Origin of the sequence: Streptomyces sp. Go-475, from assembly GCF_003330845.1 — a bacterium.
Taxonomy (GTDB): Bacteria; Actinomycetota; Actinomycetes; order Streptomycetales; family Streptomycetaceae; genus Streptomyces.
On record NZ_CP026121.1, the window covers coordinates 4,931,474 to 4,956,917 of the forward strand.

The following is a 25,444-nucleotide window of genomic DNA, read 5'->3' on the forward strand; positions in this document are numbered from 1 at the left end:
TGTGCACGCGTTCACAAAGACATAGCCTGCTTTCGACGGGGCGGTCATGTAGGGACGTATGACCGCCTACAGCCCCGCTCTACCCGCAGGAGCACCGTGGCAACTGGCCGAACTCACCGACCGGCGACCCGCAGCCGAGGGATTCCCGAGGCCACCGTCGCCCGGCTTCCGCTGTACCTCCGCGCTCTGACCGCGCTGTCGGAGCGCTCGGTGCCCACGGTCTCCTCCGAGGAGCTCGCGGCCGCGGCGGGGGTCAACTCCGCGAAGCTGCGCAAGGACTTCTCGTACCTCGGCTCGTACGGGACGAGGGGTGTCGGCTACGACGTCGAGTATCTCGTCTACCAGATCTCCCGCGAACTGGGGCTCACCCAGGACTGGCCGGTCGTGATCGTCGGTATCGGCAACCTCGGCGCCGCCCTCGCCAACTACGGCGGTTTCGCCTCCCGCGGGTTCCGGGTCGCCGCGCTGATCGACGCCGACCCGGCCATGGCGGGCAAGCCCGTCGCCGGCATTCCCGTGCAGCACTCCGACGACCTGGAGAAGATCATCCAGGACAACGGCGTGTCGATCGGTGTCATCGCCACCCCCGCCGGTGCCGCCCAGCAGGTCTGCGACCGGCTCGTGGCCGCCGGTGTCACCTCCATCCTGAACTTCGCGCCGACCGTGCTGTCCGTCCCGGACGGCGTCGACGTGCGCAAGGTCGACCTCTCCATCGAGCTGCAGATCCTCGCCTTCCACGAGCAGCGCAAGGCCGGCGAGGAGGCCGCCGCCTCCGACGGCGGCGTCCCGGCCGTCGCCGCGCGCAGCGAGTCCGCCGACCAGGGGCCCGACGGGGACATGCCCGCCGTGATGCCGGCATGAGCCTCCTCGTCGTCGGACTCAGCCACCGCAGCGCCCCGGTCAGCGTGCTGGAGCGGGCCTCGCTGAACGCGGACGCGCAGGTCAAGCTGCTCCAGGACACGGTCGCCGCCGAACCGGCCACCGAGGCCGCGGTGCTCGCCACCTGCAACCGCATCGAGCTCTACGCCGACGTGGACAAGTTCCACGCCGGTGTCGCCGAGCTGTCCACGCTGCTCGCCCAGCACAGCGGGGTCGGCCTGGAGGAGCTCACTCCTTATCTGTACGTGCACTACGAGGACCGGGCCGTCCACCACCTGTTCTCGGTGGCCTGCGGGCTGGACTCGATGGTCGTCGGCGAGGGGCAGATCCTCGGCCAGATCAAGGACTCCCTGGCCCGGGCGCAGGAGCTGCACTCCGCGGGCCGGCTGCTGAACGACCTGTTCCAGCAGGCCCTGCGGGTCGGCAAGCGCGCCCACTCCGAGACCGGCATCGACCGCGCCGGGCAGTCCCTGGTCACGTTCGGCCTGGAGCAGCTGGCGCGGGGCGGTGACGTCCAGGAATGGGCCCGGGGCAAGAAGGCCCTGGTCATCGGGGCCGGTTCGATGTCCTCCCTGGCCGCGGCCACGCTCGCGCGGGCCGGGGTCGCCGAGGTCGTCGTCGCCAACCGCACCTTCGACCGCGCCGAGCGGCTCGCGCGGATCCTGAGCGAGGGCGACGACACGCACGTGCCGGCCCGCGCGGTCCCGATGGAATCGGTGCCGGCCGAGCTGACACGTGCCGACGTCGCCGTCTCCTGCACCGGCGCGACGGGCCTGGTCCTGACGGCCGAGTCGGTCGCGGAGGCGGTCGGGGGCCGGACGCCCGCCCCGGCCCCCGGGACCGGCGGCGACGGGCCGGCGGCACCGGGCGGCGGCTCCGGCCGTACGGCCGGGCCGGACGCGCGGCAGGGCGGTCCGGCGGCCACCAGCCTCGGCAGCGAGGACGGCTGCCCGCTCGACCTCTCCGCGGTGCAGGGCACCGCCGGGTTCTCCGTGCTGGGCGAGGCGGCCGTGGCCGGGATGGCCGCCGCCGACCTCGAACAGCACGCGGCGTGGGTGGACAACGGCACGGTCGGCGGCGGCCAGCGGGCGGCGAGCCCGGCCCGCCCCGGCGTCCTCGACCCGGCCGCGGAGACCGACGCCATCGCCGCGCTCGCCGCGACCGTCGCCACCGTCGGGCGGATCCCCGAGCGGCGCCGGCCCGAGCCGGTCGAGGAGCCGCAGCGGCCCGAGCCCGTGCTCTTCCTGCTCGACCTGGCGATGCCGCGCGACATAGACGCGGCCGTGCACCGGCTGGCCGGGGTGCGGCTGGTGGACATCGAGTCGCTGGCGGAGGCCTCCGCGGGCGCTCCGATGGCTGCCGATGTGGACCAGGTCAGGCGTATCGTCTCCGACGAGGTCGCGGCCTTCGGGGCAGCACTGCGGGCCGCGCACATCACACCGACCGTGGTCGCCCTGCGCACCATGGCCGCCGACGTCGTGGCCAGCGAGATCGCCCGCCTGGACGGGCGACTGCCCGGCCTCGACGACAAGCACCGCGCGGAGATCACCCAGACCGTGCGGCGCGTGGTCGACAAGCTGCTGCACGCGCCGACCGTGCGGGTCAAGCAGCTCGCGGCCGAGCCCGGCGGCGCCGGGTACGCGGACGCGCTGCGGACCCTGTTCGACCTCGACCCCGAGACGGTGGCCGCCGTCTCCCGGGCCGAGGACAGCACCACCCAGAGAGACCGAGGCCCGGCATGACTGACAAGGCGCTGAGGCTCGGTACCCGGCGGAGCAGGCTCGCCATGGCCCAGTCCGGCCAGGTGGCCGAGGCCGTGAGCCGGGTGACCGGGCGGCCCGTGGAGCTCGTCGAGATCACCACGTACGGCGATGTCTCGCGCGAGCAGCTCGCCCAGATCGGCGGCACCGGCGTGTTCGTGACCGCCCTGCGCGACGCGCTGCTCAAGGGCGAGGTCGACTTCGCGGTGCACTCGCTGAAGGACCTGCCGACCACGCAGCCCGACGAGCTGGTGGTGGCCGCCGTGCCCGTGCGGGAGGACCCGCGGGACGTCATCGTCGCCCGGGACGCGCTGAAGTTCACCGACCTGCCCTCCGGGGCGCGCATCGGCACCGGTTCGCCGCGCCGCATGGCCCAGCTCAACGCGTACGCCCGCAGCCATGGCCTGGACATAGCGACGGTCCCGATCCGCGGCAACGTCGACACCCGCATCGGGTTCGTGCGCAAGGGCGAACTCGACGCCGTCGTGCTGGCGGCCGCCGGGCTGAACCGGATCGGCCGCGGTGACGAGGTGACCGACTTCCTGTCGGTCGACACGGTTTTGCCCGCCCCCGGCCAGGGGGCCCTGGCGATCGAGTGCACCGCGGGCAACGCGGACCTCGTCGCCGCGCTCGCCGAACTCGACGACCCGTTCACGCGGGTCGCCGTGACGGCCGAGCGGTCACTGCTCGCCGCCCTGGAGGCCGGTTGCAGCGCCCCTGTGGGCGCGCTGGCCGACCTTCTGGCCGACGGGCAGATTGTCAAGGAAATGCGCCTGCGCGCCGTCGTCGGCACCACCGACGGCACGCGCATGGTGCAGCTGTCCACCACCGGTCCCGTGCCCGAGACGCACGACGGGGCAATGGCGCTCGGTCGCGAACTCGCGGCCGAGATGCTCGCCCAGGGCGCGGCCGGTCTGATGGGGGAGCGAGCACATTGAGCCCCACCGCCCTTTCCGCCGGTCCTGAACACGGGCACGTCACCTTCCTGGGTGCCGGACCCGGAGATCCGGGACTGCTGACTCTGCGCGCCGTCGAGGCACTGGCCAACGCGGACGTCCTCGTCGCCGAGCACGAAGTGCTCGACGTCGTACGTCAGCACGCCAGGCAGGGCGTCTCCGAGGTGCACACGGACGCGGATCCTTCCCAGGAGCCGACTCCGGGCACAGGGACGCCCCAGCTGACGGTAGTTGACGGCACGTCAACCACCGCGCCCGTCCCCGCGGTGCGGGATGCCGCACATCTTGTCATGGAGGCCGCGCGGGGCGGCAGGCGGGTCGTGCGTGCGGTGTCCGGTGACCCGGGCCTCGACACGTACGCGGCCGAGGAGATGCTGGCGTGCGCCGCCGCCGGGGTGCCCTTCGAGGTGGTCCCCGGGATCGCGAGCGCCGTCGGTGTGCCCGCGTACGCCGGTGTGCCGCTGCGGGACGCGCAGGGCGCGGACGTGCGGTTCGTCGACGCGCGGACGGCCTCGGACCGGTGCTGGACGGAGGTCGGGGCGTCGGACGGCACGGTCGTCGTGTCCACGACGCTGGACTCCGTCGCCGCGGCGGCCGGCGAGCTCGTCTCCGCCGGGCGCAAGCCGGACACCCCGATGACGGTCACCGTCGCCGGTACGACCACCCGGCAGCGCACCTGGACCGCCACGCTCGGCACGATCGCGCAGACGTTGAAGCAGGCCAAGGTGCTGCCCTCGCCCGAGGGCGGCCGGCCGGTGATAGCCGTGGTCGGTGAGCGTTCCGCCGCCGCCCAGCGCGACCAGCTCGCGTGGTTCGAGTCCAAGCCGCTGTTCGGCTGGAAGGTGCTCGTGCCGCGCACGAAGGAGCAGGCGGTGTCGCTCTCCGACCAGCTGCGGTCGTACGGGGCCGTGCCGCACGAGGTGCCGACGATCGCCGTCGAGCCGCCGCGCACGCCCCAGCAGATGGAGCGCGCGGTCAAGGGCCTGGTCACGGGCCGCTACGAGTGGATCGCCTTCACGTCGGTGAACGCGGTCAAGGCCGTGCGGGAGAAGTTCGAGGAGTACGGGCTCGACGCGCGTGCCTTCGCGGGCATCAAGGTCGCGGCCGTGGGCGAGCAGACCGCCAAGGCGCTGATCGCCTTCGGCGTGAAGCCGGACCTGGTGCCGAGCGGCGAGCAGTCCGCCGCCGGGCTGCTGGAGGACTGGCCGCCCTACGACCCGGTCTTCGACCCGATCGACAGAGTCTTCCTGCCGCGTGCCGACATCGCCACGGAGACGCTGGTCGCCGGGCTGATCGAGCTGGGCTGGGAGGTCGACGACGTCACGGCCTACCGGACCGTGCGGGCCTCGCCGCCGCCGGCGGAGACGCGTGAGGCGATCAAGGGCGGCGGTTTTGACGCCGTGCTCTTCACCTCGTCCTCCACCGTGCGGAACCTGGTCGGCATCGCCGGCAAGCCGCACAACGTCACCGTGATCGCCTGTATCGGCCCGGCCACGGCGAAGACCGCCGAGGAGCACGGGCTGCGGGTGGACGTCATGGCTCCGGAGCCGTCCGTGCTGAAGCTGGCGGAGGCCCTGGCCGACTTCGGCGCGAAGCGGCGGGCCGCGGCCCTGGAGGCCGGCGACCCGGTGACCCGGCCGAGCGAGCGGCGGCCGGGGGCGCGGCGGCGGCGGTCGACGACGTAACGGGACCGGCTTTCGTCGCTGCGGCTACGCGGGAGTCACCGCGTGGCCGTAGCGCAGCAGGTTGTCGGGGTCGTAGGTGGCCTTGTCGTGGCGCAGGCGTTCGTAGACCTCCGGGGTCCAGGCGCGGGCGCGGTCGTGGTCGTCGCCGGGCGTGCCGTGGATGTTGACCATGGTGCGGCCGGTGCCGTAGGGGGCCAGGGCGGCGTAGAGGCGCTGCGTCGCCTGTTCGATGGCTTCGGCGGCGGGCGGGGCGGCCAGGACGCCGACCGAGTCCACGAAGTACCGGGCGTCGCGGGCGCAGACGGCGTCCTCGACGGGGGACGGGCGGGACATCGCGCCGCCCATGTGGCGCACCTCGACCATCAGCAGGGGGTAGTCGCGGCCGGCCGCGGGGCCCGCCTGCTCCAGGAAGGCGCCGATGGCGTCGGGGCCCAGGTCGCGCAACAGGAGGCAGGACTCCCGGGCGGGGAGCGGGTCCTGGGGTTCCATGTGGATGCGGTCCAGGGCCGCGTGCTCCATGACCTCGACCGTGTCCACGGTCACCGGGGCCGCGCGGCGGAGCGGGGCGATCAGCTCCTCGCCCTCGGCCGGGTCGCCGGGCCAGGCGATCGCGACGCGGGCCCAGAAGCCGCCGCGCAGCGGCTCGGGAATCTGCGGGATGGGCGGCAGGCGCAGGATCGTGAACGCGCTGCACATCTCGTCCGGGACGGTGCGCGTCCAGTCCGCCCAGGTCCGGAGCAGGACGTCGGCGTGCTCGCCGGAGCAGTAGACGCCGCCGCCGTAGAGGCGCGGCAGGGGGAGCAGCTCGGTCACGAGGGAGGTGACGACGCCCACGTTGCCCTTGCCGCCGCGCAGGGCCCAGAACAGTTCCGGCTCGTGCTGGGAGTCCGTCTCGCGCAGGTGGCCGTCCGGGGTGACGACCTGGAAGGAGCGGACCAGGTCGGCGGCGTAGCCGTAGGCGCGGCCGAGGACGGGCAGGCCGCCGCCGAGGGTGTAGCCGATGACGCCCGCGTCCGTGGAGGTGCCGCAGAGGCCGGCCAGGCCGTGGGGGGCGCCCGCGGCCATGACGTGGCTCCACTTCGCGCCCGCGGCGATGGTGGCGGTGCGGGTGGCGGGGTCCACCCGGACGTCGGTCATGCGGGCCGTGTTGATCAGCAGGCCCTTCTCGATGGGGAAGTTGGCGCCGTGGCCGGTGGCCTGGACGGCGACGGGGGTGTGGGTGGCGTTCGCCCAGCGCATGGCGGTGACGATGTCGTCCGGGCCGGTGGCGCCGACGACCACGTCCGGGGTGTGGAGGGCGGCCAGGTTGAAGCCGGTGACCTCGTCGGCGTAGGCGGGGTCGCCGGGGCGCAGGACCGGGCCGTGGATCTCCGAGAGGGCGAAGAGGTCGGGGGTGTGGTCGGGGGCGGTCATCGCGTCCTCCGTGGGGGCGGGTACGGAGGGACGGCGGCGGCGGGGTGTTGTCGGCCGTCGGGGTCCTCGTCCTTGTCCTTCTCCTTGTTGATTTCAGGATGGACCTGAGGGGTGGTGGGCGCATCGCGGGGCCGCGGCCGGGCGGAGGCGGGGGGCCGCCGGGCTCCGACAGTGCGTCGGCATCGGGGCGTTCGGGGCGGGCGTAGCGTAGAGGGCATGACGACGTACGGATCTTTTCCCGGTGCGCGGCCGCGGCGGTTGCGGAGCAACCCCGTGATGCGTCGGATGGTCGCCGAGACCCGGTTGCACCCCGCCGACCTCATCCTTCCCGCCTTCGTGCGGGAGGGCGTCAGCGAGCCCGTGCCGATCGCGGCCATGCCCGGGGTCGTGCAGCACACGCGGGACAGTCTGAAGAAGGCCGCCGCGGAGGCCGTCGCGGCGGGGGTCTCCGGGATCATGCTGTTCGGGGTGCCGGAGGAGTCGAAGAAGGACGGGCTCGGGACGCCGGGGACCGATCCGGACGGGATCCTCCAGGTCGCCATCCGGGACGTGCGGGCCGAGGTGGGCGACGAGCTGCTCGTCATGTCCGACCTGTGCCTGGACGAGACGACCGATCACGGCCACTGCGGGGTGCTCGACGCGCAGGGGCGGGTCGACAACGACGCGACCCTGGAGCGGTACGCCGAGATGGCCCAGGTGCAGGCCGACGCCGGCGCCCATGTGGTCGGCCCCAGCGGGATGATGGACGGGCAGATCGGAGTGATCCGGGACGCCCTCGACCAGATCGGGCGGGAGGACGTCGCGATCCTCGCCTACACCGCGAAGTACGCCTCCGCCTTCTACGGGCCCTTCCGCGAGGCCGTCGGCTCCTCGCTCCAGGGTGACCGCAAGACCTACCAGCAGGACCCGGCCAACGCGCGCGAGTCCCTGCGCGAGCTCGCCCTCGACCTGGAGGAGGGCGCCGACATGGTGATGGTCAAGCCGGCCGGGCCCTACCTGGACATCCTCGCGCGGGTCGCGGACGCCGTGGACGTGCCCGTCGCCGCCTACCAGATCTCCGGCGAGTACTCGATGATCGAGGCCGCCGCCGAGAAGGGCTGGATCGACCGGGACCGGGCGATCCTGGAGAGCCTGACCGGCATCCGGCGGGCCGGCGCGCGGAACATCCTCACCTACTGGGCCACCGAGGTGGCGCAGAAGCTGAGCTAGTGATCTGAGTCAGAGATTCGTCGGCAGTAGGCGGCGACTTTGTCGAGGATCTCGTCGGCTGTCTTCGTCCAGATGAAGGGTCTGGGGTGTTCGTTCCAGTCGGCGAGCCAGGCCCGGATGTCGCGTTCGAGGGCTTGGACGGAGCGGTGGACGCCGCGCTTGAGCTTCTTCTGGGTCAGCTCGGCGAACCACCGCTCGACCAGGTTCAGCCAGGACGCGCTCGTCGGCGTGAAGTGCAGGTGGAAGCGTGGGTGGGCGAGCAGCCACCGCTTGATGTCGGGCGTCTTGTGGGTCGCGTAGTTGTCCAGGATCAGATGAACCTGCAGGTCGGCCGGGACTTCCTTGTCCAGCTTCGTGAGGAACTTCTTGAACTCCGCCGCCCGGTGACGGCGGTGAAGGGAGCCGATGACCTTGCCGCTGGCCACCTCGAGGGCGGCGAAGAGGGTTGTGGTGCCGGCCCGGACGTAGTCGTGGCTGCGGCGTTCGGGAACACCGGGCACCATCGGCAGAACTGGCTGGGAACGGTCCAGGGCCTGGATCTGGGACTTCTCGTCCACGCAGAGCACGAGGGCCTTCTCCGGCGGATCGAGATAGAGGCCGACGACGTCGCGGACCTTGTCGATGAACAGCGGGTCGGTGGACAGCTTGAACGTCTGTGACCGGTGCGGGGCCAGGGCGAACGCCCGCCAGATCCGCGAGACCGTCGACTGCGACATTCCCGTGGCCGCAGCCATCGACCTGGTCGACCAGTGGGTGGCGTTCCTCGGTGTCTCCTCGAGCGTCTTGACGATGACCCGCTCGACGTCGGCGTCGGTGATCTTCCGGGGGACACCGGGCCGCGGATCGTCGCACAAGCCGTCCAGGCCGCGTTCGAGAAACCGGCGCCGCCAGGTGCGGACCGTGTCCGGAGTGATCCGCAGCCGGCGGGACACCTCCATGATCGAGTGGCCCTCGGCGCACTCCAGCACGATCCGCGACCGCTGGGCCAGAGCCTGAGCCGTCGTACGGCGACGTAACCAGCCCTCCAGCACCGCCCGTTGGGCATCAGTGACCGACAACGGCGGAATCTTCGGACCCGGACGACTCATACCCGACTAACGACGAATCTCTGACTCAGGTCACTAGGGCCTGTCGTTTGGATCAGATCGCAGACGCGGCGCTGATGAGGTGTCGTCGGTTCCCTGCGTCCTGATCCAAACGACAGGCCCAAGCCGGCGTCGGTCGGAAGGGCACCATCAAGTCCCCTGGGGCGTTAGGTTGTTGACCAGCGAAGTGGTTGCTGATTGAACGACCTACTCTTCAGGGAGACGTCCATGTCCGGTGACGCCCTCAGTCAGGATCCCGCCGAGCTGCGGAGGAGGATCGACAGCAGCAAGGCGCACCCGGCGCGGGTCTACGACGTGTTCCTCGGCGGCAAGGACCACTACCCGGCGGACCGGGACGCGGCCGCCGCCGCGCTCGCCGCGAACCCGCGCGGGTACCTCGACGTGCGGCACAACCGCGACTTCCTGCGCCGCGCGGTGACCGCGCTGGTGGAACAGGACGGCATCCGGCAGTTCCTCGACATCGGCACGGGACTGCCGACCGCCGAGAACGTGCACCAGATCGCGCAGCGGATCGAGCCCGGGACGCGGGTCGTGTACGTCGACAACGACCCGGTCGTGCTCGCGCACGCGCGCGCCCTGCTGACCAGCGGCCCCGAGGGACGCACGGACTACATCGACGCCGATCTGCGGGACCCGGCCCGCATCCTGGAACAGGCCGCCAAGACCCTGGACTTCGACCGGCCGGTCGCGCTCTGCCTGGTCGCGATCCTGCACTTCGTCGCGGACGAGGAGGCGTATCCGCTGGTGCGCGAGCTGCTGGACGCGCTGCCCGTCGGCAGCCGGCTGGTGCTCAGCCACCTGACCGAGGACCTGAACCCGGAGAACATCCGCGCGGTCCAGCGGACGTACACCGAGCGGGGGTTCACCTTCGTGCTGCGGTCCCGGGCGGAGGTCGAGAAGTTCTTCACGGAGAACCAGCTGGAGATCGCCGACCCGGGGATCGTCCCCGCGCACCGCTGGCGGCCCGACCACGCGGCCCCCGTCCCCGAGCGGCCGGAAGAGTCCTTCCTCGCCGGCCTCGACGCCATCGAGAAGGTCCGCTACCAGGACATCAACGACGTGACGGACGCGGACATCAACGTGTACGCGGCGATCGGGGCCAAGGGGTGACGGGAACGGGCGCCCGCCCGGCCGGGCACCCCGGTGTCCGGATCCCGGAAATGTTCTTGTAGGCGGCAAGTATTTCCCTAGGCTGCGGCGCACGAGTCGTCCCGCAGCCGAAGGAGCCGTGTCATGACCGTCACCGAGCCCACGCCCACCCGCTCTCCCGCGCCGCGGCTCGCCGCGCGGGCGCGCTCGGTCGGCGGCTCTCCCGTGCGGGACATCCTCGCCGTCACCGCCCGCCCCGAGGTGATCAACTTCGCGGGCGGGCTGCCGGCGCCGGAGCTGTTCGACGCCGAGGCCATCGCGGCCGCCTACCAGGCCGTGCTCGGCGAGGCGCCCGGGCGGGCGCTGCAGTACTCCACGACCGAGGGCGAGCCCGGCCTGCGAGCCGCCCTGGCCGGGCGGACCACCGCGCGCGGCCTGCCGACCGGCCCCGACGACCTGCTCGTCACCACCGGCTCGCAGCAGGCCCTGTCCCTGCTGGCCACCGCGCTGCTCGAACCCGGCGACACCGTCCTCGTCGAGAACCCCTGCTACCTGGCCGCGCTGCAGGCCTTCGGCTTCACGGGTGCCCGGGTCGTGCCCGTGCCCGGTGACGAGCACGGCCTCGATCCCGAGGCGCTTGAGGAGCTGGCGGTGCGCGAGCGGCCCAAGCTGCTCTACACCGTGCCCACCTTCCAGAACCCCACCGGCCGGACGCTGCCCGCCGGCCGGCGCGCCGCGGTGGCCGCCGTCGCCGCCCGGCGCGGGCTGTGGATCGTCGAGGACGATCCGTACGGGGAGCTGCGCTACGACGGCGACCGCGTGCCGTGGATCGCCGCCCACCCGGGCGCCGAGGGCCGCACGGTGCTGCTCGGCAGCTTCTCCAAGGTCATGGCGCCCGGACTGCGGCTGGGCTGGCTGCGCGCGCCCGGGGAGCTGCGGCGCGCCTGTGCCGTCGCCAAGCAGGCCGCCGACCTGCACACCCCGACCGTCAACCAGCTCGCCGCCGCCCGGTACCTGGCCGACAGCGACCTGGACGCGCACGTCGCGCGCGTCGCCCGCGTGTACCGCGAACGCCGCGACGCCATGCTCGCGGGGCTGCCCGGGGCGCTGCCCGAGGGGTCGGTCTGGAACCGGCCCGAGGGCGGCATGTTCCTCTGGGCGAGCCTGCCCGAGCCGTACGACACGACGGCGCTGCTGCCGCGGGTGGTGCGGCACGACGTGGCGTACGTGCCCGGCGCCCCCTTCTACGCCGGCCCGCCCGACCGCACGACCCTGCGGCTGTGCTTCGTGACGCAGACGCCGGAGGAGATCGAGGAAGGGCTGCGCAGGCTGGGGGAGGGGCTGCGGGAGGCGGCTCCCCGAGCCCAGGAGGGGTCTGCTCCGGGGGCTTAGGGCCAAAGGCGGAGCCGGTGTTACGGCTGTGGCCCGCCGACGGGGTGGGCGGCCGTGGTTACGGTGACGGCATGTCCGACTCCATGTTCGATCTCGATGCGTATTTTCGGCGGATCGGATGGGAGGGGGAGCGTCGGGCCGACGTGGCGGCCCTGCGGGGTGTGCATCTGGCGCACGCGCGGGCCATCCCGTTCGAGAACCTCGACGCCCTGCGCGGCCAGCCCCCTTCCCTCGATCCGGCCGACCTCATGGCCAAGCTGGTCCACAGCCGGCGCGGCGGCTACTGCTACGAGCACAACACGCTGTTCGCCGGTGCGCTCCGGGCGCTGGGCTTCCGGGTGACCCTGCTGGTCGCGCGGGTCGTCGTGGGCGCCGACAGCATCGCGAGCCGGCCGCGCACGCACATGGCCCTGCTGACCGAGGTCCCGGGCGAGCCGCGGCCGTACCTCGCGGACGTGGGCTTCGGGGCGATCGGCTCGCTGCTGGAGCCTGTGCCGCTGGTGGCGGACACCGAGTTCACCGGGGCCGGGCGGCGGCACCGGCTGGTGCACGCGCCGCACGACGGTCCCCTGGAGATGTGGGTGCTGGAGGCACACGACCCGGGCAAGGACGACTGGACCGCCCAGTACGCCTTCACCCTGGAGCCCTTCGAGAAGCCCGACTTCGACATGATCAACTGGTACGTCGGCACCAGCCCGCGCTCGCCCTTCACCCGGCGCGTCTACGCCCAGAACGTCAGCGACGCCCGGCATCTGCTGCTCGACGGGCGGAGGCTGACGGAGACTCACGCCGACGGCACGGTCACCGAGCGGGAGGTGACCGGCGAGGCGGAGGCCCACCGGCTCCTGGAGGAGGAGTTCGGCATCACCCCGCCGGAGGGGATGACGCTGCTGGCCGACTGAGGGGGTGCTGGTCCCACCAGAAGTGCCAGGCGGGCTGGTCGAGGATCCGGTGCTCGGCGTAGGCCCGTAGGGTGCGGTCGCCGTCCTGCCCGAGGTTGTCCGGGCAGAACGCGACGTGCTCGGCGGCGAGGGCCTCCGCTTCCGCCGGGGTGGCGGGCGGGGCGGCGACCGACAGCAGCAGGTGGTCGAAGCCGAGCGCCACGACCCGTATGCCGAAGCGGTCCTCCCAGGAGCGCAGCACCGCGCTGAGCCGGGCCGTGTCGCCCTCGTGGTGCGCCGGGCCCGTCCAGCCGATCGCCGTCGGGATGTCGGCGCTGCGGCGGGCCGGGACGAGGGCGAGGTGCGGTGCCTTGAGCGGGCCGCCGTCGGCGAGCAGGGAGTCCGCGACGCGCGCCGCCACCGCGTCCGGGGCGTCGCCCTGGCTGTGGTCCTGGCCGTGGTCCCGAAGGCGGGGCTCGGCCAGGCCGGGCCATGCGTCCGCTTCTCCGGCGCACTCCTCCCAGTACTCCGCGAGGACCTCCTCGGCGTCGTGGTCCCCCGGGTACGACATCTCGGCGGGCAGCAACCCCCAGCGGTCCGGCCCGCCATGGCCGTCGCCCACGTCCAGAACGACCGGCAGCAGACCCGTACGGCGGGCCGGCTCCAGCGCCGTCCAGCCGCCGGGCACCGCCCGCTCGTCCGCGCGCCACAGCAGCGGCTCGTGCCAGGGGCCCTCGGCGGTCGTGTCCACCAGTGCCCCGGCGGGGAGGCGCAGTCCGAGCGCGCGGCCGCCCGGGTCCGCCGCCAGCGTCGGCAAGGGATTCGGAAGTGTCGCCATGGGGGTGACTGTAGAGCCGGCCACTGACAATCGGACCGGCCGAGGAGCCACAAGAGGACATTGCTTGACCTAATTGCTGCCTACGGTCCTGCCATGACCACTTCCTGGGAGAAGACGGACCTGCTGGACGCGCTCGCCGAGCAGCGGAAGTTGCTGCTGATCACCGTGCGCGGACTCACCGACGAGCAGGCCGCGCGTCGCACGACCGTGAGCGAGCTGACCCTCGGCGGGATCGTGAAGCACCTCGCGCAAGGGGAGGAGGTGTGGACGCAGATCATGGTCAAGGGCGACGGTGAACTGCCCGACGGCATGCTGGACATGGGGCAGTACCGCATGGCCGAGGGCGACACGCTCCAAGGCCTCCTGGAGCGGTACGCGGCGGCAGCCCGGGCGACCGAGGACGCCGTGACCGCGCTGCCGGACCTCGACCGAGGCGTGCCCCTGCCGCGGACCCCCTGGTCACCGCCCGAGCCCGAGCACTGGTCGGCGCGGCGGATCCTGCTGCACATGATCCGGGAGACCGCCCAGCACGCCGGGCACGCCGACATCCTCCGGGAGGCCCTGGACGGCGCGAACACCACCGCCCAGCGCTGAACCGGCCGAGGCCGTCACCCCGCGCGCGGGCGCCCCGGGCGGGTCCGTCAGCGGGAGCGCTCCGCCAGGGTCAGCAGCAGGTGCGCGGACTCCGGTCGCAGGAAGTCGGAGTGGGCGCCCGACGGATGCAGACGGGTGCGGCGGCTGCCGCGGTAGAGCCAGTCGGCGTCCACGTTCACCACGCGGTGGTCCAGCGTCGTCTGCTCGTACACCTCGTGGGTCGGCAGCAGCCTGGTGGTGAACTGCGGGACCGGCGCCGCGCCGGTGCCCGAGTGGCCGATCCCGGGCGCCTTCTCGGCGCGCAGGTGCCAGAAGCCCGTGGCCCGGTCCCAGCGCGAGTGCGTCAGGACGAGGGGGCCGCGCAGCGGTGCGCCCGGACGGCCCGCGCGCGGGAACAACGTGCCGAAGTGCCGGACGAAGGCGTCGCGCGGGGCGGCCATCTGGAAGATCAGGGCGCTGTCCACGGTGAACGGCCGGCGGGGGTCGTGCGGTGTGCTCCAGCCGAGGACGGGAGGCCGCTCGGCGGCCCGCTGCACGGCCTCGCACAGGAACCGCCCACCGAAGGAGTGCCCGACGAGGTGCAGGAACTGCCCGTGCTGGTTGGCCAGCACCGCCGGGCCGGTCGGGTCGGCGCGCTCGCCGTCCAGGTAGCCGAGCAGGTGGCCGATGACGTACGGGGCGTGCCCGGTGCCCTCGGCGCTCATCGCGTGGGCCCGGTCGCGGATCCTGCGGTAGCCCTTGAGCGTGGGCAGGCTGGAGGACGGCCAGCGCACCACCACGCACCAGGGGCGGTAGCCCGCCGTCAGCCCCGGATAGCGGCCGGGCGCCGCCTCGTACAGCTCCAGGGACTGCCGGACCAGGCGCAGGGCGGTCCGGGTGGCGCTGCTCGGCGCGGTCTGCCAGCCGTGCACGTACACGTGGATGTCCGTCGCCCAGCGAGGCACGGCCAGCCTCCGGGCCAGGTGCTCGGCGACGCGGTTCGCGGGCACGGGCGTGACGCCGTCCGGCAGCGTCAGCCTGCCCCGGTCGTCCAGGTCGATCTCCACCGGCGCGGGCAGCCGGGTGCTCGGGGCGGTCACGAGGCGAGCCTCAGCCGGCTGTCGATGCCGCAGTGCAGCGCGTAGGCCAGGGCGAGCGGGTTGCGGAACTCCGAGGCGAAGCGCCGCACCAGCAGCCGGCTTATCTCTCCCGCGGTGTAACGGCCGGTCAGGTACAGGTCGAGGAACGCGTACGCGTACTCCGTCGCGAAGTCCTGCGGCATGTCGATCTGCGGGGCGAGGACGCCGTCCGCGCCCATGTCGATCAGTTCCTGCCCGAGATGCTTCAGCCGGCCGGGCGCCGCGGCCCGTGCCGTGCCGCAGGCGTTCAGCAGCACGAACGGCTTGAACCTGGCGTGCGAGTCGCGGCGGAAGCGGCGCCGTTTCCGGGACACCACCGGGCCGTCGATGTGTTCGTCGTCGGAGAGCCGGATGGACAGGCCCGGGGTCGACGGGCCGCCGTGCACCATGCGGCCGTGGCACCAGAAGTACATGACGTCCTCGTTGAGCACGGGGGCCGCCAGGGCGTGCAGCAGGTCGCTGCCGTGCGAGCGGACGATCAGCCGCGAACGCTCCTCCAGGAGCTTGTGCACCTCCCGCGCGCGGCCCACCAGGTCCAGGGAGTCGTCCTTGTTCAGGCTGGTCGTGGCCAGGTCCCGGTCGCCCAGCGGGGCGTGGTCCCAGGGGTAGCCGGAGTTGGTCTGTTCGACCTGGTGTCGGTGGCCCAGGAACGCCTCCCAGGGCGTGGCGCACGTCGAGGGGTCCACGGCGAGCATGGGCCACGGCAGGTGCACCTCGGAGTCGAAGCTGACGCGCAGCGGTTCCTCGCCGCCGAGGGCGGTGAACAGGAACTCACGGAAACGGCCGAGGTCGTAGCCGCTGCCGTGCAGCATCACGTCGAGCAGGTCGTAACCCTCCTCGGCCAGCCGGGCCGTCACCGACTCGGCCCGGTCGGCGAGTTCGCTGAGGTCGGCGGCTTCCGCGAAGGGACGGCTGCCGACCCGCGTCCCGAGCTCGTCGCCCTCGCACTGGTAGTACACCACCAGGTCGTGCCACCGGTTCCGCAGGCGGTCGGCCCGCTCCCGCAGGTCGTCGGGGGAGACCTCCAGCGGCGCCTCGTGCCAGCGCGGGGCGGCCAGGTCCGGGGCGCACGCGAAGATCGTCAGCGTCTTCTCGCTGGTGCGGTACAGCTTCACCCGCAGCTCCGCCGGGCGCTCCCCCTCCGGCGGGTGCGGTGTGCTCCCGGGCTGCGGCGGTACCCCTGTGAAGCCGTGGGAGGGGTCCCGCACTACCTCCACGGCCATTTCCTGCGGCATCCGGGTCAGCCCTCCCTGGCACCCTGCACGTGGACAACGGTCTTCAGCTCCTGCAGCACGAACCCCGACGCGTGGTCGTACAGGGTGAAGCGGACGTCGTGGGCGCCCGGCTCGGAGGCGGTCAGGGTGAAGCGCGTCGGCGCGCCGCCCGGGTCGTACTCGGCCGTGGCCGGGTCGACCGAGGCCGCCGTGGGGCAGCTGACGGCCACCATCAGCCGGGGCGGCGTGGTCGCCGCCGCACCCTCCTCGCGCTCCAGCCGGACCTCGATCGTGACGGGACGGCCGACGGTCACCTCGTCCGTGACCAGCGTCAGCCGGGCCCGCCAGGCCGGCCGGGCGGTGCGCAGCCGCCAGCGCAGTTCCGCTGTCTCGGGGTGGTCGGGGCCGAACGTCCGCTCCCAGCCCGCCAGCAGCTCCTCGTGGGACGGCGCCGAGTCCGGGTCGTCGGCCTCCAGACAGACGAAGGCCAGCTCGGCGAGGCTCTCCAGGGTGTTTGGATGGTCCGGGCCGAACATCCGTGCGCGCCCGGCGTGCACGGCCTTCAGCACGGCCACCGCGCCCGCGGGATCGCCCGCGTCACAGACGGCGTGGGCGAGTTGCGTGGCCAGGGTCGGCAGGAAGCCGCCGAAGCGAGTGGCGAACATCTCGACGAGCACGCCCAGGAGGATGCCGTCCTCGTCCTCCGTCTCCGCATCCGCAGGCCGGCCGGCCGGCGTCGGCTCACCGTCCCGCGCGGCGGCCTGCTGGTGGACGCGGACGACGTCGTCGACCGTCTCCGGGTACTCCGGCTGGTCCAGCAGCCGCGCGGTGCGGCGCAGCAGGTCCCGCAGCACCTCCAGGGCCTGCTCCGGCTCGTCCGCCTGCGCCAGGGCGTGCGCCAGCACGGGCAGCACTTCCAGGGTGCGCCGGTGGTCCGGGCCGAACAGCTCGGTGGCGTCGTCGACCAGGTTCCGGGCCCACCGCACCGCGTCGTCCGCCGGGCCGGTGTCCGCCGTCAGCCACGCCAGGTTGCCGCGCACCCAGAACGTCGTCTCGTGTTCCTCGGGGAGGACCTCCTCGCACTGCTTCCAGAGCTCCTCGAAGACCGCGGCCGCGCGGTGCGGATCGCCCGCCTCCCAGCAGGCGTGCCCCAGGAGATTGCGGCAGCCGAGGGTGTCGGGGTGCCGCGGGCCCCTGACGCGCTCGCTGTCCTCGACCAGGGCCACGGCGTCCCGGACGCTCAGCACGCGCCGGCCGGCCCGGCGCCGTGCCGAGACCAGGCTGCGGCGCGCGCCCAGGGCCGCGCTGTGGTCGGGGCCGTGGATCCGCAGGTGGTCGTCCACGAGAGACGACCGCAGCCGCAGCGCGTGCGCGATCTCACCCGCCGCGCCGTGGGCGGCGGCGAGGGTGCCGCGCGCGGTCAGCGTCCTCGGGTGGTCCGGGCCCAGCACCCGGGCCGAGTCGTCGACGACGCTCGCGGAGGTCGCGACGGCCCGGCGGGCGGTGGAGGCTCCCAGCCAGACCCAGGCGATCGTGCGCCGCAGCGCCAGCGTGTCGCGGTGGTCGGGCCCGAGCGTCCGCTCGTGGTCGCGCAGCAGCGCGTCCAGGTCCCGCAGCGCTCCCACCCGGTCGCCCGTGCACTCCCGCCAGCGGGCCAGCATCGCGCGGTCGTCGAAGGCCTGCGGGCTGCCGGCCCCGTGGACCCGGGCGAGGTCGTCCACCAAGGCCTGGCCCAGTACGACCGCCTGTTCGTAGTCCCACCGCGCTGCGAAGGAATCCGCCAGCAGGTACCTGGTCGCCAGCGTCTCGCCGTGGTCCGCCCCGTGGAAACGGGTCCGTTCCTCCACCAGCCCCTCGAACGCGACGATCGCCCTCTGGTACGACCCGGACCGCGCCCACGCGTACGCCAGCCACGAGCGTGCGTTCAGGGTCATGACGTGGTCCCGGCCCCGCACCCGGGCACAGTCGGCGACCAGCCGCTCGGCGAGTTCGGCGGCCCGGCTGTAGTCGCCCGCCGCGCACGACGCGCTGACCAGATCGAAGCGGACGTCCAGCACCTGCGGGTGATCGGGCCCGAACAGACGCCCGCGCTCCTCCAGCACCGACTCCAGCGTGGCGAGCGCCTCCTGGTGCCGGCCGGCCGTCTTCTGCACCAGGCCCAGGTCCCGCCGGGCGCGCAGCGTGCGCGGATGAGTGGCCGACCAGGCGCGGGTCCAGGCCTCGACGGCTTCCTCGTACAGGGCGATGGCCCGGCCGTGCCGCTCGGCGGCCGAGCAGGCGTCGGCCAGGTTCTCCAGCATGAGCAGCGTGTCCGGGGCGTGGTCGCCCAGCAGCCGGCGGCGGTCGGCGAGCAGCTCGGTGAACCCCGCGATCGCGCCCTCATGGTCGTCGGCGCCCAGCCGGGCCAGCGCCAGGCCGGTGCGGGAGTTCAGCGTCGCCTGCGCCTCGGCGCCCAGGACCCGGGTCCGGGCCTCGACCAGTTCCTCGTAGACCGAGATGGCGCGCTGGTGCTGGCCCGCCGACCGGAAGACCCAGGCGCGCCAGCTGCTGGTTTCGAGCGTGTCCGGGTGGTCCGCGCCCTGCACCCGCGTCCGGTCGGCCAGCAGCGCGTCGAACACCTCCTCCGCCCGGCTGTACTCACCCGCCGAACGCAGGGTCGCGCCCAGCCACGACCGCATGCCGAGGGACGACGGGTGATCACCGCCGTAGACCCGCTCGTAGTCCTCCACGAGCCGGCCGTACAGCTCCAGCGACCGCGCGTAGCGCTCCTCCTCGGCGAACACCTGGGCGAAGGAGTGGCGGATCGACAGGACGCGCGGATGGTCCTGCCCCAGGAGCGGCTCCATGTCCCGGAGCAGGTGCTCCAGCTCCGCGACCGCGCGCAGGTGGTCGCCCGCCCACTGGCGGGTGCGGGCCAGGGCCTCGCGCGTGGCGAACACATCGGGGTGCTGGGGGCCGAGGACCCGGCCGCGGTCCCGCAGCAGCTCCTCGAACACCTCGATGGCCTCCGGGAGATCGGAGGCCTCCCGGAGGGCGAAGGCCAGATGGGCGCGCGCGGTGAGGGTCGCCGGATGATCACCGCCCTGTTCGCGGGTGCGGTCCGCGACGAGCGCCCGGCGCTCACGGACCGAGCCGCGATGGTCCCCCATCAGCTGCCGGGTGAAGGCCAGCCCTTCCCGTGCCCGCAGCGTGTCCCGGTGGTACGGGCCCCGGACCCGCGCATAGTCGGCGATCACCGCCCGGTAATCCGCGACCGCCCTGACGTAGTCGGCCCGCTCCCGGTGGGCCTCCGCGATGTCGTCACGGTAGTCGAGGGTCGCCGGATGGTCCGGCCCCTGGATCCGGGCGCTGTCCGCCGCCAGCGACTCGAACTCCGGCAGCGCCGCGTCCGGCCCGTACGCCTCGGCCAGCTCGTACGCCAGGTCCTGCCGGCTGCGCAGCGTGTCCGGATGGTCCGGACCCTGCACGCGCTCCCGGTCGGCGACCACCTCCCGGTACACGGCCACCGCCCGCTGCGGATCACCCGCGGCGGAGTGCGCCGCGGCGAGCCAGCCGCGGCTGGTGAGCGTGTCGGGATGGTCCGGGCCGTGCTCCCGTCGCCGGTCCTCGACCGCCTGCTCGTACAGCGCCAGCGCGGTGCGGTGGTCACCGGCCTCCCGGTACGCGTAGGCGAGGTTGGTGCGGCTGGCGAGCGTGTCCCGGTGCCCCTCGCCCAGGAGACGCTCCCGGTCGGCGACGACCGCCGCGAACTCCTCGACGGCGGCCTGGTACCGGCCCGCTGTCTGGAGCGCGTAGGCCAGGTTGTTGCGGCTGCCGAGCGTGTCGGGGTGCTGCTCGCCCTGGATCCGGCGACGGTCCGCGACCACGGCGGTCAGCTCCTCGACCGCCCGCATCACATCGCCCGCCTTGCGGTACGCGTACGCCAGCCGCTCTCGGGCGGTCAGTGTCTCCCTCGCGTCCGGGCCGCAGAGCCGGCGGCGGTCGAGGTAGACGTTCTGGCACAGCCGGACCGCCCGCGCCGGGTCGCCGGCCTTCGCGTGCCACTCGGCCAGCCGGTCGCGCTGGTCGAGCGTGGCGTCGTCGTCGACCCCGAGCAGTGCCTCGCTGCCCTCGACGGCCCGCGTCATCAGGGGGATCGCCAGCACGTGCTGCTCGCGCGCCGCCAGCTCGTCGGCGCCCCGCCGGTACATCTCGATCGCCTCGGCGCCCGGTTCCGAGGCCGGGCCCGTCTCCGCGAGCGCCTGGACGTGCACGAGCAGCCGTCGCACCGACTCGGCCGGGGCCCCCGACAGCTCCGCGGCCAGGGCCCGCTCGGCCGCGTCCCGCGCCCCGGGCACCTCAGGAGCGTCGGCGTGCCGCAGGGTCTGCTGGACGAGGCGGTGCAGGGCGAGGCCCTCGGGGCCGGACGTGATCAGGTGGTAGTCGCGCAGCGCGTCGACCGACTCCTCGAGCTCCCGCTCGGAGCGGCCCAGATGCCGCAGCACCTCACGCGGCACCGCCTCCGGGGCGAACCAGGCCAGCGTGTGCAGCAGCGGTACGGCCAGCGGGCGGCGGGAGCGGATGGCCGCCAGGCTGGTGCGCCAGATCTGGGCGATGGTACGGCCCGAGCGGCCCGCTCCGTCGTTGAGCACCACGTCGGGGACACGGGCCAGTTTCGCCCGGTAGGCCGCGAAGCCGATGCCGGTCTCCCGGAGGTAGGCGCCCGCCTGCGTGAGAGCCAGCGGCAGGTGCCCGAGGTCCTCGGCGAGCCGCGCGGCCTGCGCGCGCTCGGCGGCGGAGCGGTCCTCGCCCACGCCCGCCGTCGCGCACAGCAGGTCGACGGCCTCCCCGTGGTCCAGCACGTCCAGGCTGACCAGGCGGGCCCCCTCGGGCCAGCCGGTCCGGCACCGGCTCGTCACCAACTGGTGGCCGCGGTCGAGGAGTCGGCCCAGGAACGGGGTGAGGTGCTCGGGCCGCTCCACGTTGTCGTACACCAGCAGCCAGTCGGAGTGGTTCTCCAGCCAGGCCAGCGCCCACTCGGTGCGCTCCTTCGCGGAAGCCCGGCGGGCCCACTCCGGGTACAGGCGCAGGGCCAGCTCACCGAAGCCGGAGGCGATCCGCTCCTCGCTCTCGGCGGTGATCCACCACACGAGCCGGTACGCCTCGCTCCGGTGGGCGTAGTGCAGTGCCAGCGTGGTCTTGCCGATGCCGCCGAGGCCGCTCAGCGCGGTCGCGGCCTTCTGGGTGACGACCCCGCCGCCGGACCGCAGGGAGGCGCGTAACCGGCCCAGGTCGTCCGTGCGACCGACGAAAGGGGCCGAGGGCAGGGCGGGCAGGTTGTCCAGCCGGGCGGGCGGATCGATCGTGAGGGCGGCGGACTTCGCCGGCTCCGGCAGCACCGTCGTGTGCTCTTCGGTGTGCGGATTGCCGCCCGCCCGGAAACGGCCGCCGGCCTGCCCCGGCACCGCCAGGCCACGCTCCAGGACGGCAGCCCCCGCGGCCCGCGACTCCTCAGAGATGATCATGACTCCCCCGTGTCGATCACCCGCACCAGGCCGCGTCGTCACCCGCTCGCGGCACTGAAGGAATAGGCAACTGTACGGGGACGAAACGGAGTTGTCACCGGGGTGCGGGGTGGCGGCGCGGTCCGCCGCCACCCCCACCGTCAGAGCCGCTCGGGCGTCCGGATGCCCAGCAGGGCCATGCCCTGGTGCAGGGTGCGGGCCGTGATGTCGCAGAGGAACAGGCGGTTCTCCACCTGCTCCGGCGACTCGGCCTTCAGCACCGGGCACTTGTCGTAGAACGTCGTGTACAGCGACGCCAACTGGTACAGATACGCCGTCATCTTGTGCGGGGCGTACTCCGCCGCGGCCTCCGCCACCGTCGCCCCGAACGAGTCCAGGTGCAGGCCCAGCGCGCGCTCCGCCGCGTGCAGCCCCAGCTCCGGGTGCGCGGCCGGGCGGGCCTCGCCGGCCTTGCGCAGGATCGACCGGATACGGGCGTAGGCGTACTGGAGGTAGACGGACGTGTCGCCGTTCAGCGAGACCATCTGGTCCAGGTCGAACTTGTAGTCCCGGTTCGCCGACGTCGACAGGTCCGCGTACTTCACCGCGCCGATGCCCACCTGCGCGCCGCGCTCGGCGATCTCCTCCTCGGAGAGGTCCTGGGCCTTCTCCCGGACCACGGCCGACGCGCGGTCGATCGCCTCGTCGAGGAGGTCGACCAGCCGGACCGTCTCGCCCTCACGGGTCTTGAACGGCTTGCCGTCCTTGCCGAGGACCGTGCCGAAGGCCAGCTGCACCGCGCGCACGTCCTCGTTCAGCCAGCCGGCGCGGCGGGCCGTCTCGAACACCATCCGGAAGTGCAGCGACTGGCGGGCGTCCACCACGTACAGGAGCGTGTTCGCCTTGATGTCGAAGACGCGGTCGCGGATCGCCGAGAGGTCCGTCGCCGCGTAGCCGTAGCCGCCGTCCGACTTCTGCACGATCAGCGGGACCGGCTTGCCGTCCGGGCCCTTGACGTCGTCGAAGAAGACGCAGAGCGCGCCCTCGGAGCGGACCGCGACGCCCGACTCCTCCAGCAGGCGGCAGGTCTCCGCGAGCATGTCGTTGTAGCCGGACTCGCCGACGATGTCCGGGTCCCGGATCTCCATGTCCAGCTTCTCGAAGACGGAGAAGAAGTAGATCTTCGACTCGTCGACGAACTTCTGCCACATGGCGAGCGTCTGCGGGTCGCCCGCCTGGAGGTCGACCACCCGGCGCCGGGCGCGCGTCTTGAACTCCTCGTCGGAGTCGAAGAGCTTGCGGGCGGCCTTGTAGAGGCGGTCCAGGTTCGACATCGCCTCCTCGCCGCTCACCTCGGCCGACTCGTGGTCCAGCTCGTGCGGGTGCTCCTCCAGGTACTGGATGAGCATGCCGAACTGGGTGCCCCAGTCGCCGATGTGGTGGCGGCGGACCACCGACTCGCCCGTGAACTCCAGCAGCCGCGTCACCGAGTCGCCGATCACCGCGGAGCGCAGGTGACCGACGTGCATCTCCTTCGCCACGTTCGGCTGGGCGTAGTCGACGACCGTGGTGCCCGGGTGCTCCGCGCGCGGCACGCCGAGGCGGCCCGTGTCGTCCGCGTAGCGCGCGGCCAGGTTCTCCGTGATCGCCCGGTCGGTGATCGTGATGTTCAGGAAGCCGGGCCCCGAGACCTCGACGTCCCCGATCAGCTCACCCGACTCGACCCGGGAGACGACCTGCGTCGCCAGCTCCCGCGGGTTCGCCTTCTCCTTCTTGGCGAGGGCCAGGATCCCGTTGGCCTGGAAGTCGGCCCGGTCGCTTCGTCGCAGCAGCGGGTCCGCGGAGCCGGCCTGCGGCAGAGCTGCCGACAGGGCCGCCGCGAGGCGCTGGTGGACGGAGTCGCTGAGGGACGTGACCGAGGCCATAGGTAAGGGTGCCGTTCTCCTCGAGGGAATCGATAGACACGGCCAGTATCCCATGGGGGTAAAGCCGTTTTTCCGGGCGCGAGCTGGTCTGGGACAATGTTGCGGTCAGCCGTGCGACCGTACCGGCTGCCCGATGCAGAAAGAAGGACGTGCCGATCGTGGCTCAGAGCACCGAGACCACCGACTGGGTCTCCCGTTTCGCGGATGAGGTCATCGAGGAGTCGGAGCGCCGGGCCCCGGGCAAACCCGTCGTCGTCGCGTCCGGCCTCTCCCCGTCGGGCCCCATCCACCTCGGCAACCTCCGCGAGGTCATGACCCCGCACCTCGTCGCCGACGAGATCCGCCGCCGCGGGTACCAGGTGCGGCACCTGATCTCCTGGGACGACTACGACCGGTACCGCAAGGTGCCCGAGGGCATCCCCGGTGTCGACAAGGCGGAGTGGGCCGAGCACATCGGCAAGCCGCTGACGTCCGTCCCGGCGCCGAAGGGCTCCTCGTACCCGAACTGGGCCGAGCACTTCAAGGCCGCGATGATCGAGTCGCTGGCCGAACTCGGCGTGGAGTTCGACGGGATCAGCCAGACCGAGCAGTACACCTCCGGCGTGTACCGCGAGCAGATCCTGCACGCCATGAGGCACCGCGGCGACATCGACGCCATCCTCGACCAGTACCGCACCAAGAAGGCCCCGGCCAAGAAGCAGCAGGGGCAGAAGCCGGTCGACGAGGCCGAGCTGGAGGCCGCCGAGGGCTCCGGCGCCGCCGCCGAGGACGACGGCAGCTCCGGCTCCGCCGGCTACTTCCCGTACAAGCCGTACTGCGGCAACTGCGAGAAGGACCTCACCACCGTCACGTCCTACGACGACGACTCCACCGAGCTGACCTACGCCTGCACCGCGTGCGGCTTCTCGGAGACGGTCCGGCTGAACGAGTTCAACCGCGGCAAGCTGGTCTGGAAGGTCGACTGGCCGATGCGCTGGGCGTACGAGGGCGTGGTCTTCGAGCCCTCCGGCGTCGACCACTCCTCTCCCGGGTCGTCGTTCCAGGTCGGCGGGCAGATCGTCGGGATCTTCGGCGGCAAGCAGCCCATCGGGCCGATGTACGCCTTCGTCGGCATCTCCGGCATGGCCAAGATGTCGTCCTCCAAGGGCGGCGTGCCCACCCCGGCCGACGCCCTGCAGATCATGGAGCCGCAGCTGCTGCGCTGGCTCTACGCCCGCCGCCGGCCCAACCAGTCCTTCAAGGTCGCCTTCGACCAGGAGATCCAGCGGCTCTACGACGAGTGGGACCGGCTCGACGCCAAGGTCGCCGACGGCAGCGCCCTGCCCGCCGACGCCGCCGCGCACTCCCGCGCCGTGCGCACGGCCGCCGGTGAGCTGCCGCGCACGCCCCGGCCGCTGCCCTACCGGACGCTCGCGTCCGTCGCGGACATCACCGCCGGGCACGAGGACCAGGCCCTGCGCATCCTCAGCGAACTGGATCCGTCACGGCCGCTGGGCTCGCTGGAGGAGGCCCGGCCCCGCTACGACAAGGCCGAGGCATGGATCAACACGCACGTCCCCGCCGACCAGCGCACCATCGTGCGCGACGAGCCCGACGCCGAGCTGCTGAAGTCGCTCGACGAGCAGGGCCGTGAGTCGCTGCGGCTGCTGCTCGACGGGCTGGCCGAGCACTGGTCGCTCGACGGGCTGACCCACCTCGTGTACGGCGTGCCCAAGGTGCAGGCCGGGTTCTCCGCCGACGCCACGCCGAAGGAACTGCCGCCGGAGATCAAGACGGCCCAGCGGTCCTTCTTCGCGCTGCTGTACCACCTGCTGGTCGGGCGGGACACGGGGCCGCGGCTGCCCACGCTGCTGCTGGCGGTGGGGCAGGAGCGGGTGCGGCACCTGCTCGGCGACTAGGCGG

General features: G+C 73.0%; 17 protein-coding genes. 10 read left to right on the forward strand and 7 right to left on the reverse strand.

Translation table 11 applies throughout. The features are described from left to right. Positions 1-96: 96 nt before the first annotated feature. The 4 genes from C1703_RS22790 to C1703_RS22805 are packed head-to-tail and all read left to right on the forward strand — an operon-like array spanning position 97 to position 5,280. Complete coding sequence (locus C1703_RS22790) at positions 97-861, forward strand: redox-sensing transcriptional repressor Rex (RefSeq protein WP_114254621.1); 765 nt, start codon at positions 97-99, stop codon at positions 859-861. Then, positions 858-2,621, forward strand: a complete 1,764-nt coding sequence (locus C1703_RS22795) for a glutamyl-tRNA reductase (RefSeq protein ID WP_114254622.1) — start codon at positions 858-860, stop codon at positions 2,619-2,621. Before C1703_RS22790 ends, C1703_RS22795 begins: the two co-directional genes overlap by 4 nt. Beyond that, positions 2,618-3,577 (forward strand): hydroxymethylbilane synthase, encoded by a 960-nt coding sequence (hemC, locus tag C1703_RS22800; RefSeq protein WP_114254623.1) that lies wholly within the window; start codon positions 2,618-2,620, stop codon positions 3,575-3,577. The genes C1703_RS22795 and hemC overlap by 4 nt, the downstream gene beginning before the upstream one ends. Further along, positions 3,574-5,280 (forward strand): bifunctional uroporphyrinogen-III C-methyltransferase/uroporphyrinogen-III synthase, encoded by a 1,707-nt coding sequence (locus C1703_RS22805; protein WP_114254624.1) that lies wholly within the window; start codon positions 3,574-3,576, stop codon positions 5,278-5,280. The genes hemC and C1703_RS22805 overlap by 4 nt, the downstream gene beginning before the upstream one ends. Before the next feature lie 24 nt (positions 5,281-5,304). On the opposite strand, the gene C1703_RS22810 is transcribed toward C1703_RS22805, so the two are convergent. Further along, on the reverse strand, positions 5,305-6,693 hold the full coding sequence (locus C1703_RS22810) for an FAD-binding oxidoreductase (RefSeq protein WP_114254625.1): 1,389 nt from the start codon (positions 6,691-6,693) through the stop codon (positions 5,305-5,307). Between the two features lie 216 nt (positions 6,694-6,909). Here C1703_RS22810 and hemB point away from each other — a divergent pair, with 216 nt between their 5' ends. Next, the gene (gene hemB, locus C1703_RS22815) at positions 6,910-7,902 is read left to right on the forward strand and encodes a porphobilinogen synthase (RefSeq protein WP_114254626.1); all 993 of its coding nucleotides are present in this window, start codon (positions 6,910-6,912) and stop codon (positions 7,900-7,902) included. On the opposite strand, the gene C1703_RS22820 is transcribed toward hemB, so the two are convergent. Then, positions 7,899-8,990, reverse strand: coding sequence for an IS630 family transposase (locus C1703_RS22820; protein WP_114253694.1), 1,092 nt, complete (start codon positions 8,988-8,990; stop codon positions 7,899-7,901). The genes hemB and C1703_RS22820 overlap by 4 nt on opposite strands. Positions 8,991-9,215: 225 nt before the next feature. Here C1703_RS22820 and C1703_RS22825 point away from each other — a divergent pair, with 225 nt between their 5' ends. From C1703_RS22825 to C1703_RS22835, 3 genes are all read left to right on the forward strand, one after another. Next, a complete protein-coding gene (locus C1703_RS22825; RefSeq protein ID WP_114254627.1) occupies positions 9,216-10,118 on the forward strand; it encodes an SAM-dependent methyltransferase in 903 nt (300 codons plus the stop codon). A gap of 123 nt (positions 10,119-10,241) precedes the next feature. Continuing rightward, a complete protein-coding gene (locus tag C1703_RS22830) occupies positions 10,242-11,489 on the forward strand; it encodes a PLP-dependent aminotransferase family protein (RefSeq protein WP_114254628.1) in 1,248 nt (415 codons plus the stop codon). A gap of 71 nt (positions 11,490-11,560) precedes the next feature. Continuing rightward, positions 11,561-12,391: an arylamine N-acetyltransferase gene (locus C1703_RS22835; protein ID WP_114254629.1), complete on the forward strand. Its 831-nt coding sequence runs from the start codon at positions 11,561-11,563 to the stop codon at positions 12,389-12,391. On the opposite strand, the gene C1703_RS22840 is transcribed toward C1703_RS22835, so the two are convergent. After that, positions 12,354-13,208 carry a DUF4253 domain-containing protein gene (locus tag C1703_RS22840; RefSeq protein WP_114254630.1) on the reverse strand — a complete coding sequence of 285 codons (855 nt, stop codon included), beginning with the start codon at positions 13,206-13,208 and terminating at the stop codon, positions 12,354-12,356. The two genes, C1703_RS22835 and C1703_RS22840, sit on opposite strands and share 38 nt — an antisense overlap. Positions 13,209-13,301: 93 nt before the next feature. Between C1703_RS22840 and C1703_RS22845 the strand changes: the two genes are divergently transcribed. Beyond that, positions 13,302-13,802: a DinB family protein gene (locus tag C1703_RS22845; protein WP_114254631.1), complete on the forward strand. Its 501-nt coding sequence runs from the start codon at positions 13,302-13,304 to the stop codon at positions 13,800-13,802. Positions 13,803-13,849: 47 nt separating this feature from the next. On the opposite strand, the gene C1703_RS22850 is transcribed toward C1703_RS22845, so the two are convergent. The 4 genes from C1703_RS22850 to argS form a co-directional block, all read right to left on the reverse strand. Then, positions 13,850-14,881, reverse strand: coding sequence for a hypothetical protein (locus C1703_RS22850; protein ID WP_232840560.1), 1,032 nt, complete (start codon positions 14,879-14,881; stop codon positions 13,850-13,852). Next, positions 14,878-16,155 (reverse strand): hypothetical protein, encoded by a 1,278-nt coding sequence (locus C1703_RS22855; protein WP_114254632.1) that lies wholly within the window; start codon positions 16,153-16,155, stop codon positions 14,878-14,880. The genes C1703_RS22850 and C1703_RS22855 overlap by 4 nt, the downstream gene beginning before the upstream one ends. A 5-nt stretch (positions 16,156-16,160) precedes the next feature. Then, positions 16,161-21,638, reverse strand: a complete 5,478-nt coding sequence (gene fxsT / locus C1703_RS22860) for an FxSxx-COOH system tetratricopeptide repeat protein (protein ID WP_114254633.1) — start codon at positions 21,636-21,638, stop codon at positions 16,161-16,163. 140 nt (positions 21,639-21,778) lie between these two features. Then, on the reverse strand, positions 21,779-23,542 hold the full coding sequence (argS, locus tag C1703_RS22865; RefSeq protein ID WP_114254634.1) for an arginine--tRNA ligase: 1,764 nt from the start codon (positions 23,540-23,542) through the stop codon (positions 21,779-21,781). 149 nt (positions 23,543-23,691) lie between these two features. Between argS and lysS the strand changes: the two genes are divergently transcribed. Next, a complete protein-coding gene (gene lysS / locus C1703_RS22870; RefSeq protein WP_114254635.1) occupies positions 23,692-25,440 on the forward strand; it encodes a lysine--tRNA ligase in 1,749 nt (582 codons plus the stop codon). Positions 25,441-25,444: the final 4 nt, after the last annotated feature.

Bases quoted from the DNA above. Each gene is read 5' to 3' on its own strand.
- C1703_RS22845 (WP_114254631.1), top strand. From the start codon at position 13,302: ATGACCACTTCCTGGGAGAAGACGGACCTGCTGGACGCGCTCGCCGAG.
- argS (WP_114254634.1), bottom strand. From the start codon at position 23,542: ATGGCCTCGGTCACGTCCCTCAGCGACTCCGTCCACCAGCGCCTCGCG.
- C1703_RS22825 (WP_114254627.1), top strand. From the start codon at position 9,216: ATGTCCGGTGACGCCCTCAGTCAGGATCCCGCCGAGCTGCGGAGGAGG.
- hemB (WP_114254626.1), top strand. From the start codon at position 6,910: ATGACGACGTACGGATCTTTTCCCGGTGCGCGGCCGCGGCGGTTGCGG.
- fxsT (WP_114254633.1), bottom strand. From the start codon at position 21,638: ATGATCATCTCTGAGGAGTCGCGGGCCGCGGGGGCTGCCGTCCTGGAG.
- C1703_RS22840 (WP_114254630.1), bottom strand. From the start codon at position 13,208: ATGGCGACACTTCCGAATCCCTTGCCGACGCTGGCGGCGGACCCGGGC.
- C1703_RS22830 (WP_114254628.1), top strand. From the start codon at position 10,242: ATGACCGTCACCGAGCCCACGCCCACCCGCTCTCCCGCGCCGCGGCTC.
- C1703_RS22810 (WP_114254625.1), bottom strand. From the start codon at position 6,693: ATGACCGCCCCCGACCACACCCCCGACCTCTTCGCCCTCTCGGAGATC.
- hemC (WP_114254623.1), top strand. From the start codon at position 2,618: ATGACTGACAAGGCGCTGAGGCTCGGTACCCGGCGGAGCAGGCTCGCC.
- C1703_RS22820 (WP_114253694.1), bottom strand. From the start codon at position 8,990: ATGAGTCGTCCGGGTCCGAAGATTCCGCCGTTGTCGGTCACTGATGCC.
- C1703_RS22855 (WP_114254632.1), bottom strand. From the start codon at position 16,155: ATGCCGCAGGAAATGGCCGTGGAGGTAGTGCGGGACCCCTCCCACGGC.
- C1703_RS22835 (WP_114254629.1), top strand. From the start codon at position 11,561: ATGTCCGACTCCATGTTCGATCTCGATGCGTATTTTCGGCGGATCGGA.
- C1703_RS22795 (WP_114254622.1), top strand. From the start codon at position 858: ATGAGCCTCCTCGTCGTCGGACTCAGCCACCGCAGCGCCCCGGTCAGC.